This window comes from Amycolatopsis sp. CA-230715 (genome assembly GCF_018736145.1).
Classification (GTDB): Bacteria; Actinomycetota; Actinomycetes; order Mycobacteriales; family Pseudonocardiaceae; genus Amycolatopsis.
This window is the reverse complement of sequence record NZ_CP059997.1, coordinates 3701178-3719163: the sequence shown is the minus strand read 5'-3', so window position 1 is coordinate 3719163 and position 17986 is coordinate 3701178. Positions and strand designations below refer to the sequence as shown.

The 17986-nt window shown below is 71.5% G+C and carries 18 protein-coding genes; 11 read left to right on the top strand and 7 right to left on the bottom strand.

Annotated elements, in window-relative coordinates:
• Positions 1-92 precede the first annotated feature (92 nt).
• On the top strand, positions 93-923 hold the full coding sequence (locus HUW46_RS17385) for a helix-turn-helix domain-containing protein (RefSeq protein WP_215548263.1): 831 nt from the start codon (positions 93-95) through the stop codon (positions 921-923).
• A gap of 15 nt (positions 924-938) precedes the next feature.
• On the opposite strand, the gene HUW46_RS17380 is transcribed toward HUW46_RS17385, so the two are convergent.
• A complete protein-coding gene (locus tag HUW46_RS17380) occupies positions 939-1502 on the bottom strand; it encodes a hypothetical protein (RefSeq protein ID WP_215548262.1) in 564 nt (187 codons plus the stop codon).
• Positions 1503-1675: 173 nt separating this feature from the next.
• Entirely contained in the window at positions 1676-2995 is a 1320-nt protein-coding gene (locus HUW46_RS17375; RefSeq protein WP_215548261.1) for a S53 family peptidase, read from the bottom strand.
• Between the two features lie 332 nt (positions 2996-3327).
• Between HUW46_RS17375 and HUW46_RS17370 the strand changes: the two genes are divergently transcribed.
• Positions 3328-4503, top strand: a complete 1176-nt coding sequence (locus HUW46_RS17370) for an MFS transporter (protein ID WP_215548260.1) — start codon at positions 3328-3330, stop codon at positions 4501-4503.
• A gap of 305 nt (positions 4504-4808) precedes the next feature.
• Here the strand turns inward: HUW46_RS17370 and HUW46_RS17365 are convergent, their stop codons facing one another.
• Positions 4809-6503 (bottom strand): ABC transporter permease, encoded by a 1695-nt coding sequence (locus HUW46_RS17365; protein ID WP_254126268.1) that lies wholly within the window; start codon positions 6501-6503, stop codon positions 4809-4811.
• Positions 6500-7417 carry an ABC transporter ATP-binding protein gene (locus tag HUW46_RS17360; protein WP_215548259.1) on the bottom strand — a complete coding sequence of 306 codons (918 nt, stop codon included), beginning with the start codon at positions 7415-7417 and terminating at the stop codon, positions 6500-6502. Before HUW46_RS17360 ends, HUW46_RS17365 begins: the two co-directional genes overlap by 4 nt.
• A gap of 95 nt (positions 7418-7512) precedes the next feature.
• Between HUW46_RS17360 and HUW46_RS17355 the strand changes: the two genes are divergently transcribed.
• Positions 7513-8025 (top strand): GbsR/MarR family transcriptional regulator, encoded by a 513-nt coding sequence (locus tag HUW46_RS17355; RefSeq protein WP_215548258.1) that lies wholly within the window; start codon positions 7513-7515, stop codon positions 8023-8025.
• Here the strand turns inward: HUW46_RS17355 and HUW46_RS17350 are convergent.
• Positions 8016-8618 (bottom strand): TetR/AcrR family transcriptional regulator, encoded by a 603-nt coding sequence (locus HUW46_RS17350; RefSeq protein ID WP_215548257.1) that lies wholly within the window; start codon positions 8616-8618, stop codon positions 8016-8018. The genes HUW46_RS17355 and HUW46_RS17350 overlap by 10 nt on opposite strands.
• A 130-nt stretch (positions 8619-8748) precedes the next feature.
• Here HUW46_RS17350 and HUW46_RS17345 point away from each other — a divergent pair, with 130 nt between their 5' ends.
• The 8 genes from HUW46_RS17345 (at position 8749) to HUW46_RS17310 (ending at position 16420) form a co-directional block, all read left to right on the top strand.
• Positions 8749-9384 carry an NAD(P)-dependent oxidoreductase gene (locus tag HUW46_RS17345; protein ID WP_215548256.1) on the top strand — a complete coding sequence of 212 codons (636 nt, stop codon included), beginning with the start codon at positions 8749-8751 and terminating at the stop codon, positions 9382-9384.
• Positions 9385-9473: 89 nt separating this feature from the next.
• A complete protein-coding gene (locus HUW46_RS17340) occupies positions 9474-10202 on the top strand; it encodes an SGNH/GDSL hydrolase family protein (protein WP_254126266.1) in 729 nt (242 codons plus the stop codon).
• A gap of 211 nt (positions 10203-10413) precedes the next feature.
• On the top strand, positions 10414-11553 hold the full coding sequence (locus HUW46_RS17335) for a C1 family peptidase (RefSeq protein WP_215548255.1): 1140 nt from the start codon (positions 10414-10416) through the stop codon (positions 11551-11553).
• A gap of 19 nt (positions 11554-11572) precedes the next feature.
• The gene (locus HUW46_RS17330) at positions 11573-12202 is read left to right on the top strand and encodes a hypothetical protein (protein WP_215548254.1); all 630 of its coding nucleotides are present in this window, start codon (positions 11573-11575) and stop codon (positions 12200-12202) included.
• A gap of 77 nt (positions 12203-12279) precedes the next feature.
• Entirely contained in the window at positions 12280-12642 is a 363-nt protein-coding gene (locus HUW46_RS17325) for a protease inhibitor I42 family protein (protein ID WP_215548253.1), read from the top strand.
• Between the two features lie 97 nt (positions 12643-12739).
• Positions 12740-13345 carry an RNA polymerase sigma factor gene (locus tag HUW46_RS17320; RefSeq protein WP_215548252.1) on the top strand — a complete coding sequence of 202 codons (606 nt, stop codon included), beginning with the start codon at positions 12740-12742 and terminating at the stop codon, positions 13343-13345.
• Positions 13342-13812, top strand: coding sequence for a carboxypeptidase regulatory-like domain-containing protein (locus HUW46_RS17315; RefSeq protein ID WP_215548251.1), 471 nt, complete (start codon positions 13342-13344; stop codon positions 13810-13812). Before HUW46_RS17320 ends, HUW46_RS17315 begins: the two co-directional genes overlap by 4 nt.
• A 46-nt stretch (positions 13813-13858) precedes the next feature.
• The gene (locus HUW46_RS17310) at positions 13859-16420 is read left to right on the top strand and encodes a CHAT domain-containing protein (RefSeq protein WP_254126263.1); all 2562 of its coding nucleotides are present in this window, start codon (positions 13859-13861) and stop codon (positions 16418-16420) included.
• A 172-nt stretch (positions 16421-16592) separates the two neighbouring features.
• Here HUW46_RS17310 and HUW46_RS17305 read toward each other — a convergent pair whose 3' ends face one another.
• Positions 16593-17333, bottom strand: a complete 741-nt coding sequence (locus HUW46_RS17305) for a polysaccharide deacetylase family protein (RefSeq protein WP_442860979.1) — start codon at positions 17331-17333, stop codon at positions 16593-16595.
• A 150-nt stretch (positions 17334-17483) separates the two neighbouring features.
• Complete coding sequence (locus tag HUW46_RS17300) at positions 17484-17924, bottom strand: SRPBCC family protein (RefSeq protein WP_215548249.1); 441 nt, start codon at positions 17922-17924, stop codon at positions 17484-17486.
• Between the last annotated feature and the right edge of the window lie 62 nt (positions 17925-17986).

The following is a 17986-nucleotide window of genomic DNA, read 5'->3' as shown; positions in this document are numbered from 1 at the left end:
GCCGGGTTCGGAGCGGCCACGTTGCCGCTGGTCGTCGTACTATCGACGGCACCTTCGCCCGCCGACTACCCCCGAAAAGGGGTGATGCGCCGATGCCGGTCCCCGATCACGACGCCGTGCGCGTGCGTGCGGCGCTCGCCTCGCTGCGCCGCTCGGCGCGGCTGCCGCTGGCGTTCGGCGGCGTCGTGGTCGACGGCCGCGAGCTGCGGATGAGCGAGCTGGTCGGCACCGAAACCCAGTCGCTGCGCGGGCTCGTGGTGGCCGAGGGGCGCGGGCTCGGCGGGCGCGCGATCGGCGTGCGCAGGCCGGTGGCGATCGCGGACTACCCGGCCAGCGAGTCGATCAGCCACGAGTTCGATCCCGCGGTCGGCGCGGAGGGCGTACGCTCGGTGATCGCGATCCCGGCGATCGTGCGGCGGTCCGTCCGCGCGGTGCTCTACGGCGCGGTCCGCGAGGTGGTCCGCTTCGGCGACACCGCCATCACCGCGATGATGCAGGCCGCGCGCGATCTCGAACAGGACTTCGCCGTGCAGGACGAGGTGGAGCGCAGGCTGCTCGCGGTGCCGCCGCGCCAGGACGGCCCCGGTCCCGGCGCGGCCGACCGCGCGCTGATCCGCCGCAGCCACGCCGAGCTGCGCATGCTGAGCGCGCGGATCGGCGACGACGCGCTCCGCGAGCGGATCGACGCGGTGTGCGCGGATCTCGCGGGCGACCCGGTGGCGTCCGCGCCCGCGCTGTCGGCCCGCGAACTGGACGTGCTGGCGTGCGCGGCAGCCGGGCACACCAACGCGGAGATCGCCGCCGCGCTGTCGATCGGACCGGAAACGGTCAAGAGCTACCTGCGCAACGCGATGCGCAAGCTCGACAGCCACACACGGATGCAGGCGGTCAACGCCGCGCGCCACGCGGGCCTGCTGCCCTGACCGCGGCGCCCGTGGTCAGGACTTGATGACGATGCACCACTTGCCGCCCTGCTTCAGCGCGGTGAGCTTGCCTTCGCTCGTTTCGTGGGGGTTGGAGAAGTACACCGTCGCCTTGTCGCCCTCGATCTTCGCGTCCCGGCCCACCGCGGTGTCCGGGATAGCCTTGATCGGCTTGGTGAGGGCGCTCGGGTCGCACGCGATCGCGCGGGCGGCCTCCTGGTCGCCGCTGCTGAACGCGGCCGCGGCGGCTTCGCCGAGCTTCCGGACCTGCGCGGCGTCATCCCCTGAATCGCTGGAGCCACCGGAATCACCGGGCGACCCGGCTTGGCCTGGTCCGGACGGCTGCGCCGGGTTCGGCGCCGCCGCCGTGCTCTTGTCGTCGTTGGTCAGGCCGATGACCAGGCCCACGACCGCGCCGACGACCACGATCGCGGCGGTGACCGCCACCAGGATGACGCTCGTCTTCTTCTGCGCGGGCGGTCCGCCGGGGTGGCCCTGCTGACCGAACGGCGCATTCGGCGGCGGGGTCCCGCCGGGCTGCTGCTGGTACGGGCCCTGCGGCCCTGGCGGGTAGGTCACGGTGCTGCCTGCTTCCTCGCGAATAATCTGTGTAAGCAGCGCACAATTTAACCGGCGGACGGGATCGGGGCAAGGCATGATCCCTTTCCTGATGCGCTGTCCGAATCACCGCAAGAAAAGCGGGGTGCGCCCCGAGCCGGGACGCACCCCGCTGTGTCGCGAGTGGACAGTCGCTAGTGGACTGCCTTCACCAGTGCCGGTACGAACTTCGAGGCATCGACGGTGCCCCAGCCGCTGGCGATGTCGAAGCCCTTCGCCGCGGTGAAGCCGACCACGCCGTCCTGGCTGTTGTCGCCCTTGGTCACGTCCACGATGCCCGCCTTCTCGCCCTGCGGGCCGAGCTTCGTGTACAGCGCCGGGTTGATCTGGCCGAGCCTGCCGTGGTTGGCCTGCACCGCGAGCGCCAGCACACCGGCGAACAGCGGAGCCGACTGCGAGGTGCCGTGCACGCCTTCCATGCTGATGTCCGGGAACGAGCGCATCTTCGACCCGGTGATCTTCTTGACCCCGTCCTGCCACGACGGGCGCGCGTAGGCCTTCGACAGCCCGGCGCCCTCGCCGAACCCGTTGTCGGCCACGTTCACCAGGTCGTCCGGTGCGGTGCGGTTGCCGTTCGCGTCCAGGTGCAACTGCGTGCCGCCGAGCGTGGTCACCCTCGGGTCGCTCGCTGGCCAGCTCGCCACCCGGTACGGGTAGTTGCCGGGACCGTAGAGGTAGCCGCCGGTCGGGCCGTCGTCACCGGAGGACGCGACCATCGTGACGCCCGCCTTGCTCGCCCGCTCCAGCGCCGGGTCGAGCGTCTTGATCGCCTCGAACGACGGGAAGTTCTCCTCGGTGGTGCCGAAGCTCATCGAGATGACGTCCGCCAGCTTGTGCTCGGTCATGTAGTCGACCGCGTGCATCATCTCGGGAAGGCCGGTGAAGCCCTGGGTCTCGGCCACCGGGGTCGCCGCGATGATGATCTTCGCGTTCGGCGCCATCGCGTGCATCATCGTGATGTCGAGATCGGTCTCGCCACCCCAGCTCTGGCACGTCTTGGTGTCCACCCCGGGCGCGGTGCACGAGGGCACGGCGCCGGACGGCTCGATCACCTCGAGGTTCGCCGGCGGCAGGCCGTGCTTCTGCGAGTACTGGTCGAGCACCTCCTTCGCGTGGGCGTCGCCGAACGAAACGAGCGTGGCCACCGTGGAACCCGCGCCGGTGATGCCCGCGTTCCACAGCTTGGTCGCGTTGTAGGCGCCGCTCTCCGGCGGCAGCGCGGCCATCGCCTTCTCGAGCTTGTCCACGCGCTGCTCGACGGAGTTCGCGCCGACGAAGGACTCCGCCGCCGCCGAGAAGTGGTGCTTTGACGGCGGGTGCCCGCCGGTGGGCGCCGGCGCCGCTTGCGCGGGCGCCGTGAAGGCCGCCGCCACGAGCGCGGTGCTCGCGGTGAGCGCGGCGATCACCACCGGCCTCCGGCTCCCCCGGCCAGGAGTGCGTGCACGATCTTTCATGTGGTCTCCCGATTTCAGTTACGCAGAGAAATCCAGAACACCACTCTCTCCTCACGGATGGGGGAAAACCATCGACTTTCGTCGGATAATTACGCGCAGTAAACGTAGTTGAGGTGGCGATGTCTGTTTTGCGGAAATCGGAGTGTTCGCCCTGAAGGCCACCATGAGGGCACTGAGTGCCCGAAACTCGGCCCTCACAACGACAGCGGCGAGCAGCCTGCCCCGCGTCACCCGCCTCGCTGGATGGCGGAAAAACGACAACTCGGTGGGCCGGGACATCGGGGTCGCGAACTCGCGAGATCGCGCCGCGGTCCGTTGCTGGACTGGCCACCATGACCACGCTTTCCCCAACTCGTCCGCCCCTGCTCGGCTGGTTCGCCGTCGGCGCCGTGACGCTCGGTATCTTCTCCCTCGTCACGACCGAGATCCTCCCGATCGGGCTGCTGACGCCGATCGGGGCCGGGTTCGGGGTTTCCGACGGCACCGCGGGCCTGATGATGACCATGCCCGGCCTGCTCGCCGCGGTCGCCGCGCCGGCGGTCACGGTCGCGACGGCGCGCGCCGACCGCCGTCGCATGCTGTGCGCGCTGATGCTCGTGCTCGCGTTCGCCGACTTCCTCGCCGCGCTCGCGCCGCAGTACTGGGTGATGGTGGTGTCGCGGGTGCTGGTCGGCGTCGTGATCGGCGCGTTCTGGGCGATCGGCGCCGGGCTCGCCGCACGGCTCGTGCCCCCGGACCGGGCCGGTGCCGCGACGGCGATCATCTTCTCCGCCGTGCCGCTGGGATCCGTGCTCGGCGTGCCTGCCGGGACCTTCCTCGGCCAGGCCGCCGGGTGGCGCGCCGCGTTCGCCGCGATGGGGATCCTGACCGTCGCGGTGCTCGCCGCACTGGCGGTTTTCCTCCCGCCGCTCCCGGCCGAGACGGTCACGCGGCTCGCGGTACTCCGCGACGCGGTGCGCGTGCCCGGTGTCCGCCGGGGCCTGGTCGTCACGGTTCTCGTCGTGATCGCGCACTTCGGGGCCTACACCTACGTGACCCCGTTCCTCGAAGGCGTCACGAAGATCGGCTCGGTGACGCCGTTCCTGCTCGTCTACGGGGTTGCGGGAATCGCGGGCAACTTCGCCGCCGGTGCCGTGGTCACCCGGCGCACCCGTGCGACGTTCCTGGCCGCCGCGAGCCTCATCGCCGCGTCGACAGCGCTGCTTCCCTTGCTGGGCAAGCAAAGCAGCGTCGCGCTGGTACTGCTGGTGGGGTGGGGGTTCGCCTACGGCGCGGTCCCGGTGTGCTCGCAGATCTGGTTCAGCCGCGCCATCCCCGGTTCACCCGAAGCGGCATCGGTGGTGTTCACGGCCTCGTTCCAGGCAAGCATCTCGCTCGGCGCGTTCGCGGGCGGGATCGCCGTGGACACCCTGTCCACCTCAGCCGCCCTACTCGGCGCCGGCGCCCTCACCACCCTGACCGCCCTGGTACTGGCAAGACCCGCCAGCTCGCCCACCAACGACATTTAGCCCGCTAAACGCACCCGGCGCCCCCCAATCGCGCGCCTACCGAACACCCACTCGCCTGCCTACGGGGGTAGGCCCACTCGCCCGCCTACCTTCCGAGTGCCGCGAGGTCCGGACCGAAGGTCCGGCCATTGCCAACCTGACCACCACCGGCGATCCGGCGCGCCCCGCGCGCCGGGAGCGTGCAGTCGGTCGCAGGGCCCCTGGGCCCTCTAAATTTGCGATGGCAGGGCGCCAACGCTGCCAAGGCGCGGCTCATTTCGAGAGCCGCGCCCTGGCAGCGCAAATTTTGACGACCGATAAAAAAATCAGCCGATATCGCGGCGGCGGAAGGCCGCCAGGCCTGAGCCGACGAAGATTAAGGCGACAACGGTGAGCCACACCAACGGCGTCGCGGTGAACGGCGCGCTGGGCAGTTTCGGGATGTGGGAGAACGGTGAAACGTCGAGCACGGCCTGCGAGACGTTCGCGATCGGGCCGAACATGCTGATCGCGAGGAACAGCGCCGCGACCGCCCAGGCCGCCGAGGTCAGCTTCGGCAGGAACCCGAACAGCAGCACCGCCGCCCCGGTCACGACCCACACCGCGGGGATCTGCGCGGCGGCCGCGCCGAGCGCGTGCGGCAGCTGGGTGCCGACGTCGTGCACGCGCAGCCCGTGGAACAGCCCGGCGGCCGCTCCGGCGACCAGGACCAGCAGCGCGCTGCCGAGCACCGCGAACACGAGGTGGCTCGCGGCCCAGCGCAGGCGGCCGACCTTGGTGGCCAGCAGCGGTTCGACGCGCAGCGCGGTCTCCTCCGACCGCATCCGCAGCGCGGCCTGCACCGCGTACAGCGAGGCGACCATGCCGAAGATGCCGAGGATCGCGGCGACGAACGAGTCGACGAGCCCGGCGGACCCGCCCATCCGCTCGACGATCTGCTTGGTCTGCTCGGATCCGCCGATGACGTCGCCGACGCCCGCGGCCAGCGAACCGAACACGCCGCCCACGACGGCGAACCCGATCACCCAGCCGAGCAGCACGCCGCGGTGCAGGCGCCACGCGAGCGCGAGCGGCGAGGCGAGGCTTCGCGCCGCGGTCGCGGGCCCCGGTCGCGACGGCATGATCCCCATGCCGACATCCCGGCGCGGCAGCAGCGCGTAACCGATCCCGGTCAGCACCACGGCCGCCGCGAGCGGCAGCAGCAGTACCCACCACCGTTCGCCCGCGAACGACCGGAGCTGCGTCGCCCAGCCGATCGGGGAGAGCCACGAAAGCCAGCTGACGTCCTTCGCCGCGTCGCCGAGCGCCCGCACCAGGAACATCGCGCCGATCACCGCGGAGCCGATTCCGTTGGCGGTGCGGGAAAACTCGGCGAGCTGCACCGCGATCGCGGCGACCCCGGTGAACACCCAGCCGGTGAGCGCCGTGCCGAGCCCGAGCACCACCGATCCCGCGGCGGGCAGGCCTACGCCGAGCATGCCCGCGGTCATGATCAGCCCGGTCACCAGCGACGCGGCGCCCGCGACGCTGACGGCCGCGGTGAGCGCGGCGTACCGGCCGACGACGGCGGAGGCGAGCAGTTCCAGCCGCCCGGTGTCCTCCTCCTGCCTGGTGTGCCTGGTGACGGTGAAGACGCACGCCAGCGCCAGCAGCAGCGGCAGGATCGTGCCGTACTTCCACGCCGTGTAGCCGCCGGCCGTGGACAGGTCGAAAGCCGGGCCGTACAACAGGTTCACCGACGGGTTCGCGCCGAGGCCCGCGGTCAGCGGCGCGCGCGATTCGACGGTCGGGTACAGCGATTCGTAGGTGCTGACGGTGCTCGCCGGGATGACGCCGAGCACGAAGATCCAGATCGGCAGCACCACCCGGTCGCGCCGCAGCGCGAGCCGGATCAGCTGCCAGGTACCGGAAAAGGAGTGCGCGCCGCCCCCGACGGGCTCCTGCTCGTGCGCACCCCGGCCCGGTGGCGTGCCGCCGGTGCCAGAGGCGTGTTTCGGAGCGTGCTTGGTCGCGGTCGTCATTTCGCCACGGCCTCGCGTTTTCCGTTGCCCGCTTCGGCGGTGTAGTGCCGGAGGAAGAGCTCTTCGAGCGTCGGCGGCTGGCTGGTGAGGCTGCGCACGCCGACCTTCGTGAGCTGGCTGAGCGCGTCGTCGAGCGACCTGGTCTCCACGTCGAAGCGCACCTTCGTGCCCTCCACCTTGAGATCGTGGATGTTGTCCAGTGTGGACAGACCGTTCGGCGGCCCGGCCAGCTCGGCCGAGATCGACGTGCGGGTGAGGTGCCGGAGCTCGGCGAGCGTGCCGGTCTCCACGGTGCGGCCGTCGCGGATGATGCTCACCCGGTCGCACAGCGCCTCGACCTCGGCGAGGATGTGGCTGGAGAGCAGCACCGTGCGGCCCTGCTCGCGCTCCTCTTGGATGGCGTACTGGAACGTGGCCTCCATCAGCGGGTCGAGACCGGAGGTCGGCTCGTCGAGCACCAACAGGTCCACTGTGGACGCCAGCGCGGCGATGATCGCGACCTTCTGCCGGTTGCCCTTGGAGTAGGTGCGCCCCTTCTTCCTGGGGTCGAGGTCGAAGCGGTCGATGAGGTCCTTGCGGCGGCGCTGGTCGAGCCCGCCCCGCAGTCGCCCCAGCAGGTCGATCACCTCCCCGCCGGAAAGGTTCGGCCACAGGGTGACGTCGCCGGGGACGTAGGCGAGCCGGTGGTGCAGGCTCGCCGCGTCCTTCCACGGATCGCCGCCGAGCAGGCGGGCGGTGCCGGAGTCGGCGCGGAGGAGACCGAGCAGGACACGGATGGTCGTCGACTTGCCCGCGCCGTTCGGGCCGAGAAAGCCGTGCACCTCGCCGGTTGCTACCTGGAGATCGAGCCCATCGAGGGCCTTGGTCCGGCCGAACGACTTGGTCAGGCCGGACACGGAAATGGCGTTGTCCATGGTCGGGAAGCTACACTTCTTTCACAAAGTTGTGAAGTAAAGAAAATGTATGGATGGGGTGATCGGCACCCTGACCGTCGGAGAGGATGATCGGCATGTCCAGCAGGCCCCAGTCGCAACGCGATCCCGACACCCGTGATGACGAGGCCGCGCGCCGCTTCGTGGAGAAGTTCGCGCTCGTCCTCACGCAGGCGGGTATGCCGCGCATGCCCGCGCGCGTGTTCAGCGCGATCCTCGCCGACGACGACGGCGAGATGACGGCCAGCGAAGTGGCCGAAGCACTGCAGATCAGCCCGGCCGCGGTTTCCGGCGCCACCCGCTACCTGATGCAGGTCGGCATGGCGCACCGCGAGCGCAAACCGGGTGAGCGCCGCGACCACTACCGCATCGGCGACGACTTCTGGTACGAGGTGATCGGCAAGCGGGACCCGATCTACTCGGGCCTCGCCGAAGCGCTCGAAAGCGGGATCGACGCCGTCGGCAGGGACACCAAGGCGGGCGCGCGGATCGAGCAGACCAGGGATTTCTTCAACTACCTCGCCAAGGAGATCCCGGCGCTCATCGAGCGATGGCGAGACGAGCGCATCCGGGACCTCGGTCACCCCTGACCGTGCTCCAGCAGCGGGGCCAGCGCGGTCTTCACGAGCCGCCCGGCGAGTTCGGCCAGCCGCTTCCCATCCGGCCGCTCGCCCGCGAAGTTGATCAGGAACGCTTCCTGGAAGCACGCGCCGAACAGCAGCGCCGCCAGTGCGCGCGGATCGGTGTCGGTGCGGAGCGCGCCGTGGTCGCGTTCGAGTTCGAGGTAGCTCGCGAGCTGGTCGATCGGGTGGCGCGGGCCCAGGCCGCGCGCGCTGAGCCTGCTCCGGTGCTCGGTCAGCAGCTCGCGGCTGGAGAAGACCGACACCGCGATCGGAAAGCTGCCGATGTAGAACGAAAGCGCCTCGGTGACCACCTCGGTCAGCGTTTCCTGGAGGGTGGCCGTGTCCGCTCGTTCCGGTAACGCGGCCAGTACCTCGTGGAGCGCGGGCATTTCCTCGGTGAGCACCGCGAGGAAGATCTCCGTCTTGTCCGGGAAGTGCTTGTACAGCGCGGCTTCCGAGTAGCCGGCGGCACGCGCGATCTCCTTGGTGGTGGCCCGCGCGTAGCCCTGCGCGCGCATGACCGTCGCGGCGGCGCGCACGATCTCGTCCCTCGTGCCCAACGGTGCCCTCCTGAGGCCTTCTCAGCCGTCGCTTGACGGGTGGTGAGTGTTCACTAACCATAGTGGGTGAGCGTTTACTAACCAAGTCGTGCGAGGTGGGTGAGTGCCCACTGACCAGAGAGGGGCAGTCATGAAGATCACCGTGCTGGGGGCGACCGGCGGCACCGGCGTGCGGGTGGTGCGCCACGCGCTGGCGTCCGGGCACCGGGTCACCGCCGTGGTGCGCGACCGGGCGCGCCTGGACGTCCCCGACGGCCCCGATCTCGAGATCGTGGTCGCCGATCCCGCCGACCGGGACGCGCTGGCACCCGCGATCGCGGGCAGCGACGCCGTCGTCTCCGCGCTCGGGCACCGGGGCAAGGGGCCGAGCCGGGTCTGCCGCGACAGCGCGCCCGCGACGATCGCCGCGATGACCGCGGCCGGGGTGCGCAGGCTGGTGGTGGTCAGCGCCAGCGGCATGCACACCACGGGGGACGGCTCGTTCACCAAGTACGTGGTGAAACCGCTGCTCGGGCGCGTGCTGCGGGAAGGGTTCGAGGACATGCTCGCGATGGAGGACGTCGTCGCGGCCAGCGATCTCGACTGGACGATCGTGCGCCCGCCCCGGCTGACCGAGGGCCCGCGCACCGGCCGCGTCCGCAGCAGGATCGGCGCGAACGTGCGCGGCAGCTTCAGCATCTCGCGCGCCGACCTCGCCGAGTACCTGGTTCGGACCGCGACCGACGGCGTGCCGAACCGCGCCCCGGTCTCCGTCGCCCACGGCTGACTTCGCGATGCCCCGAAAGTGGCTTTCGGGGCATCCAGTGCCCCGATGGTCACCTTCAGGGCAGGTGGCCACCGATTAGGCTGCGAACCATGCGAACGCCGCGCTTCTCGACCGTGGTCGCGAGCGCGGCCACGGTCGCGCTCGCCCCGATGCTGCTCGCGCAGGGGCTCCGCGTGCGCCGCACGACGCCGCGCCTTCCCGGCGCGGACGGCCCGGTGACCGGCGGCGCGGACGGCGGACTGGCGCTGCTGGTCCTCGGTGAGTCCACTGTGGACGGAGTCGGCGCCCCGGACCACGAGAGCGCGCTCACCGGCAGCGTCGCCGCGGCGCTCGCGGAGCGGACCGGGCGCCCGGTCCGCTGGCAGGCGCTCGGCAAGACCGGCGCGAGCGCGCGCGTGGTGCGCGCAGAACTCCTGCCGAAGGCCGCGCGGGCCGATCTCGTGGTGATAGCGCTCGGCGTGAACGACACGACGGGGCTGAGGTCGGGCGCCGCCTTCCGCCGGGACCTGCTGCGGCTCGGCGTCGGCGTGCGGCGGCGGCTCGGCCCGGTGCCCGTCGTGCTGGCCGGGGTGCCGCCGATGGGCCGCTTCCCCGCGCTGCCGCAGCCGTTGCGCGTCGTGCTCGGACTCCGCTCCGGCGTGCTCGCTTCGGCCGCTGCGGAGCTGTCCGCGGTGCCCGGTGTCCGGTACGTGCCGATGCCCGCCGCCATGCTCGATCCGGCGACCTTCGCCGCCGACGGCTTCCACCCGGGGCCCGCCGCTTACCGGATCTGGGGCGGCCAGCTGGCCGAGGCCGCGCTACTCCTCGTGACGCGCTGAACACGCGACGACGATCAACTGCACTGCTCGGGACCGGTCGAACACGAACAGTGAATACCTTGTGCGCAGACGTGTGATCGTGCTGTCGCGCTGACCTGCGTTTACGGAAAACTCTGGAAAAAAATGCCGGAGCGTGTATCCGAAGGCTGCTGTCCTGCGTCCTATGGGGCGACACTGCTTGAGAGTTCCGAGAGCGCGAATGGAGTCCCGAATGGCCGCGAACCACCCGTACCGGGCGGAGATCGCGGCTGTCCGCGAGTTGCTCGCCGACGGTGGCTCCTGGCACGCCGCGGAGACTTCGCTCAGCAGGCTATCGGCCGAGTCGCGAGTCGCGCGCCTCGGTGTGCCGTGGCCCGACGACGCCGAGCTGACCGCGAGGGCCGAGCAGCCGGAGCGCATGCTGTTCGCCGCGAGGGCGGCCGCCGGTCAGCAGGTGATCTCCAGCGTGGCCCCGTCGGAGGTCCTGCCGCCTCGGTTCGATCTGCGGCAGCTCGGCTTCACCACGCCGGTGAAGGACCAGGGCGAATGCGGTTCGTGCGCGGCGTTCGCGACCGCGGCGGCGCTCGAAGGCACCGCCGCGTACACCCGGGGGGCGCGCGGCCTCGGCCTCGACCTGTCCGAGGCGCAACTGCACTTCGACTACGCGGCGGCCCGCGAAAGCCTGCACCCGGACGGGTCGTGGCCGGACGAGCTGCTCGACGACGCGATGGCCAAGGGTGTCGCCTTCGAGGACTGCTACCCGTACCGCGAAGACGGCGCCGGCTCGGTGAACCCGGGATGGCGGGACCGGCTCGCGCGTGCCGAGGAGGTCGTGGACCTCAGCGGCAACCCGGCCGCGATCAAGCACCACATCTACGGGTACGGGCCGGTCGCCGCGTGCCTGGTCATCTACGAGGACCTGTTCCACTACGCGGGCGGTGTGTACCGGCACACCACCGACAAGACGAGCGGCGGCCACTGCGTCGCGCTCGTCGGGTGGGACGACGTCGAGGGCTGCTGGATCGCGAAGAACTCGTGGGGCACCGACTGGGGCGAAGGCGGTTACGTCCGCATCGCCTACGGCGAGGGCTACCTCGAGGATTATCCCGCCGCGCGGCCGACGACGCTGGGATGCACGGGCGTGAACCTGCGCGCGTGGCTGCCCCCGCAGCGCGCGCTGCGGCTGTTCACCAGCGCGCACGACGCCAATGCCTGGGTCTACCTGGAAAACGCCGGCTGGGCCCGGCTTTCCGGTGGGCCGCGCGGGACCGCCACCGCGCTCGCCATGCTCGCCGAACCGCGTGCTCGCGGCTCGGCGGTGGCGCCGTTCATCGACAACGACGAACTCGCGATGCTCCGCATCGGGCAGTGAGAAAGAACAGGGGAACTGCATGAGTACCAACACCGAGCCGGTCCCGGAAACCACCGCCGCTCCGGAGCCCGACACCGCCACCACCGGTACCGAGGCTCCGCCGCACCCCGACGCGCCCCCGGCCCCGCCGGAGTGGGCGCCGCCGATGGCCCCCACCTCGTGGGAGCCGTACAGCCCGCCGGCCGGTGCGCCGGTGGTGGCGCCGACGTCGTGGGAGCCGTACAGCCCGCCGGCCGGTGCGCCGGTGGTGGCGCCGACGTCGTGGGAGCCGTACAGCCCGCCCGCTGGTGCGCCGGTCGTCGCGCCCATGTCGTGGGAGCCGTACAGCCCGCCGACCGGTCAGACCGGGCAGCCGACACCGCCAGCGGGTCAGCCCGTGCCGCCCGCGGGGCAGCCAGCGCAGCCCGCGCCGGTCGCCACGACCGGCCGTGACGGCTGGGCGCACCGCCGCTTCATCACGCACGTGTTCTCCAGCACCACCCCGGGGGTGTGGGCCTGGGTTCCGGGCGCGGGGTGGAAGCGGCTGTCGATGGCTTCCGAGGCCGGTAACGGCAACCTGGTGCTGCTGGCGCTGTTGGCGAAGAACAACCGGCTGCCGTTGAGTTACCACGAGGACGCGTCGGGCCAGATCGACCAGATCCTGGTCTGACCGCCTCGTCGAGGCAGGCGGTAGCCGGCAGCCGAGGGGGCCGCCGGCTGCCGCCGCCCTGAGCCCCGGGGGGCGTCGTGCTCATTCGGATCACGCGGGCGAACGCCGGGGAGGTGGTTCGCGTGCGTGTAGGAGACACCGTGGAGCTTTCGCTCCCGGAGGTCCCGTCGAGCGGGTTTCGGTGGCTGTGCCGGCTGCCGAGGGGAGTGCACCTGGTCGATGACGAATATCGCGGGCAGGACGGCGGGGAACAGGGCCACCCAATAAGGGGGCAGGTGGTCACGGGGGCGGGGCCACCTGGTGCGGGTGGGGTTCGCCGGCTGGCGTTCGGCATCGTCGACGCCGGCCGGCTTCCCCTCCACGCGGACCTGATCCGTCCCTGGGAGCAGGCGCCGCGGCGAACACTTACTTTCGTCCTGTCCGCTGCTCCGAATGAGTGACTCCGTGTATCCAACACTGACCCACCCGGCTCTTAACCCCTGTGAGCCCGCGATACTGCTGACGCTGAGTTGTGGGCGAGTCGAGGGGGCACGAACCGTGACCGAGACGCGAACCGTCGAGGCGGATCCGCCGTGGGAGGGACTCCACGGGCACGAGCTGTACGCCGCGTGCGTGCACGCCGCGCGCGCTGGTGACCGCAACGCGATGAACCGGCTGGTGTCGGAGCTGACACCGCTGGTGTGGCACGTCGCGCGGGCGAACGGGGTGGAGTCGTCCACCGCCGAAGACGTGGTGCAGACGGTGTGGCTGGCGTTGTTCAGCAACCTGGCGAAGGTGACCGAGCCGAGGGCGCTCGCGGGCTGGCTGATCACCACCGCCCGCCGCGAAGCGCAGCGGTCGCACGGCCGCAAGCTGTCACCGGTGCCGCTCACCGACGAGATGGCCGAGTCGATGCCGAGCGGCAATCCGGCCCCGGAGGCCGAAGCGCTGCGCGCCGACCGTGACCGCCAGCTGTGGCACGTGTTCACCCAGTTGCCGGAGCGCTGCCAGGAGATCCTCCGCCTGACCGTGCTGGCCGGCCGTGCCGAGTACCGCCTCGTCGCCGAAGCCCTGCGGATGCCGCACGGCAGCATCGGCCCGACGAGGGGGCGCTGCCTCAAAACGATGCGCGAGTTGCTGGAAACCGAAGGGGGCGGCGCATGAACGAGATGCGGGGGTCGGGCGGGACGTCCGACGAAGCGCTGCTCGAGGACATCGGGCGGGTCATCGACGAGTTCGACGCGCCGCCTGCCGGTCTCGTCGAACGGGTGCAGTTCGCGATGGCGTTGGAGAACCTCGACGTCGAGGTCGCGAGCTGGGTGCGGGACGGCACGCTCGCCGGCGTGCGCGGCGGCGACGAGGGCACGATCACCTTCACCGTCAGCGATCTGACCGTGATGATCAATCTCACCAAGGTCGGTGCGGCGCACCGGATCGACGGCTGGCTCGTGCCCGCGGGCGCGCACGGGGTCGAGATCAGGGTCGCCGAGCACGGCGCCTCCTCGACCACCGCCGATGTCGGCGGCCGGTTCGTGCTCGACGACGTGCCGTGCGGCACCACGCAGATCGTGGTCCACGTCGGCGGCAGGGCGTCGAACCGCACGGTCGTTACTCCTGCCGTGGTGCTCTGAAGCGGTTCACTCCACACCGGGTGATGTTTGTGCTCAGATAGGGCGTGTGCCTGATGACCTCTATCGGCGTGCGATCAGGGCGGCCGTCGACGCGCGACCCGCGGACGCGTTCCGCCTGCTGAACCGCGCGCTGCGCAAGCTCGATCGCCGCGAGGGCGCCCCGCCCGCCGTGGAGGACCTGGTTCTGCGCACCCGCATCCTGATCAGCCTCGCGTCCGCCGAGGCGGAAAGTGGCTCCACCAAAGCGGGTCTGGCCCATCTCGACTCGGCGAGGACGGTGCTCGCCGAGCTCCCGGACGGCCCGGAGAAGAGCACGCAGGGCGCGATCATCGGGCTCCAGCGCGCGGTGATCCTGTTCCGCACCGGCAAGCTCGCCGACGCGCTCGCGTTGTTCGACGCGATCATCCCGGAGCTCGAGCGCGAGGTCACCGACGACGGCACCCTGCTCACCCGGACCATCCTGAACCGCGCGCACGTGCACGTGGACCTGAACAACCCGCGTGCCGCGCTCGCCGATCTCCGCCGCAGCCTCGACCTCGCCGCGCACTACCGGCTCGTGCGGCTGGAGGGCAAGGTCCGGCACGCGCTCGGCGACCAGGCCCAGCTCGTCGGCGACATCCCGGACGCGTTGCGGCACTACGAGCAGGCGGCGCGGATCTACGAATCGGAGGCGCCGGGTTGGCTCCCGCGTCTGCGGCTCGACCAGGCGAAGGCGCTGCTGGCCGCCGGGCTCGCCGAGGACGCGGCTCGTCATCTCGACGAGGCGTTGCCCGAACTGCGCGCGGCGAAAGCGTTTCAGGACGTCGCCGAGGCCGAGGTCGCGCGCGCCGCGTCCGCACTGCTCGACGGCGACTACGCGCTCGCGCGGCGGCTGGCTGGTGCCGCGCGCCAGCGCTTCCTGCGCCGCGGCAACGCGCCGTGGGCTGCGATCGCGTCGCTCACCAGGCTGCGCGCCGAGGCGGGCGCCGCGCTCGGTGATGCCGCGCGAAGACCGTCCGCACGCTTGCCCCTCGCGTTGCGGGAACTGGCGGCGAACCTCGGGGAACTCGGGCTGCGCGACGAAGCCGGTGTCGCCAGGATGCTCGCCGTCCGGCTGCAGTTGCGCCGTGGCGCGACCGCGACGGCCGCGGCGCTGCTCGCGGAGGTGCCCAACCCGCGCCAGACCACCCCGGTCGACCACCGGATGCTGCTGCGGCTGTGCCGTGCCGAACTGGCCGTCGCCACCGGGCGTCCCCGCGCGGCGCTCGCGCAGGCCCGCGCCGGGCTCACCGAACTCGGCCGCGTGCGCGACCGGATGGGCGGGCTCGACCTGGTGTGCGGCACCGCCGTGCACGGGCTCGAACTCGGCAGGCTCGCCTGCTCGCTCGTGCTCGACCGGGGACGGGGCGGATCCGGCGCGCGCCGGCTGCTCGCCTGGCAGGAACGCACGCGCGCGCAGGTGTACCGCTACGAGCCGCTGCCGATCATCGAGGACCCGGTGCTGGCGCAGCACTTGACCGAGATGCGGCACGTGCAGCGGACGGCGCAGCAGAACCGGCTCGCGGGGAAGCGCCCGACCGGGCTCGAACACCGCTACCGCTGGCTGCAGCGCGAGGCGAGCAGGCTCGGCTGGTCGACGACGCCGTGGGGGCGCCCGCGCCCGGTCTGCTCGCCGGAGGAGGTCGTCGAGCAGCTCGGCGACCGCGTGCTCGTCAGCCTCGGCGCGGATCGGGACGCGCTCGCCGCGGTCGTCGTGCGCGACGGGCGCTTTCGCTTGGTGCGCCTTGGAAATCGCGCCGAGATCGTCGAAACGACCCGCCAGCTGCACGCGGACCTCAACGCGCTCGCGCCGGACCACCTGCCCGGCCCACTCGTCGACGCCGTCACCGCGTCCGCGCACCACCGCGCCCAGTTGCTCGACCGGATGCTCGTCGAGCCGATCGCGGACCTGATCGGCGACCGCGAACTCGTGCTGGTGCCGTCCGGGCCGCTGTACGCGCTGCCGTGGTCGGCGCTGCCGACCCTGCGCGGCAAGCCGATCTCGGTCGTGCCGTCCGCGACCGCGTGGGTCAGCGCGCGCACGCGCCGGCTCGGCTCGCCTTCGGTGGTGCTCGCCGGTGGCCCCGGCGTGCCGGGCGCGGTCGGTGAGGTGCGGCGGCTCCGCGAGGTCTACCCGGAGGCGACGCTCGTCGACGGTCCCGCGGCCACCAGCGGCAAGGTGCTCGCGGCGCTCGACGGCTCCGGCCTCGCGCACCTGGTCGCGCACGGCGCGCACGAACCGGCGAACGCGCTGTTCTCCCGGCTGGACCTCGTCGACGGGCCCCTGTTCGCGCACGAGACGGCGCGCCTCGGCAGCCCGCCGGACCGCGTCGTGCTGGCCGCGTGCGAGCTTGCGATGAGCCACATCCGGCCGGGCGAGGAGCCGCTCGGGTTCGCGGGAACCCTGCTCGCCAGCGGGTCGAGCACGGTGATCGGGGCGATCTCCCGCGTCGGCGACCACGCCGCCGCCGAGGCGATGCGGGACCTGCACCGGCTGCTCGCGGCGGGCACCTCGCCCGCGCTCGCGCTCGCCGAAGCCACCGCCGCCGACCCGCTGCGCCGCCCCTTCCTCTGCCTCGGCGCTGGCTGACCCGGCGCGTTTAGCGGGCTAAACGTTCCCGTGCCGCCCGCCCTCCGACGCTGGCGACCGAGCGCGTTTAGCCCGCTAACTGTCGTCGGCGGCCCCGGCCACCCGGAGCGCGGTCGTTCCGTGCGGCAGGCGTCTGAAGTGCAGTTAGCGGGCTAAACGTCGTCGCCGGGGGTCAGGCGGCGAGGAAGTCGGCCAGGGGGACCGGGGTCAGGCCGTCGCGCCGCGCCTGGTCGAGGAAGGCGGTGAAGTCCTGGGCGAAGGTCTTCCGGAAGTGCATGAGCACGATGTCGCCCGGCTTCAGCTTGGCGCCCGACTGGAACTGCACCTGCCCGTCGTTGACCGACGCGGTCCACAGCACGGTCGCCCGCATCCCGCACGACACGGCGGCGCGCAGCGTGGTCTGGTCGTAATTGCCGAACGGCGGCCGGAACAGCGTCGGCCGCCTGCCCAGCTCGGCGGCGAACGCGTCCGCGGTGTCGCAGATTTCCTTGCGCTGGAAGTCGAACGACTTGCCGCGCAGGTTCGGGTGGTCGACCGTGTGGTCGCCGAGCTCGGCGCCGGTGCTGTCCAGGATGGACCGGAAGTACGCTTCGTGGCCCTTGACGTAGCGCTGGTTGAGGAACAGCACGGGCCGCGTGCCGGACTGCTGGATCAGCTGCTGCGCCTCCGGTGCCTTCACCGCGCCGTCGTCCATGGTGATGAACACGTACGGCTTGGTGGTCGGGATCCGGCGGAGCACCGGGGTTTCGCCGTTCGCGAGCGGCGGCGCCTTCTCCTGCACGTCGCCGAACCGGTACGGCGGCACGAACTGCGGGCCCGCCGGTGCCGGATTGTTCTGCGACGGCGGCGGTTCCGGTGCGGTGGGCGCGTCCGTCGAGCACGCGGCCAGCCCGAGGCTCAACAGCAGAGCCAGGGCACCCAGCGCACGGCGACGACGAGATGGTGAAAATGTCACGGTACGTCCCCTTTTTTCGTTGCCCTGTCGGGGTTTCCGCAGTGTCAACTACACGATCGGGGGACGTTTTAAACGATCATGGGTTGCGAAAAGTGACCCGACCCACCGTTACCGCTCGGCGGCCTTCACCAGCCGGGCGGACAGGAACCGGATGACGGTCCGGAACGCGGCGAGCGCCGGGGCGCCGGTACCGGGCGCCTTCTCGCTGAACGAACCGGACCAGCGCACGTCCGTCCCGCCGGAGGAGTTCGGCGTGAACGTGACGACGCCGAGGTAGTCCTTCACCGGCGCGAAGCCCGCGAACCGGTAGGAGTGCTTGCGATCCTGTTCGTACTCCACGGTTTCTTCGCGCAGCAGCACCGGCCACAGCCCGACCGACCTGATCGCCCCGATGTCGCCGGGACGTTCCGCCGCGCGTGCCCAGCCCGACTGGATGATCAGCGGTTTCGCCCAGTCCGACCAGCGCGCGCCGTCGGCCACGAGCGCGAACAACCGCTCCGGCGGCGCGCTGCTGGTGCGGTTGACCTCGAACGAGAACTTCCGTGCCATCGCGGACCTCCGTGATCGGTGTTGTTGGCCGCAAGATAACGCCGTAGCGGTATCGGTGGGTC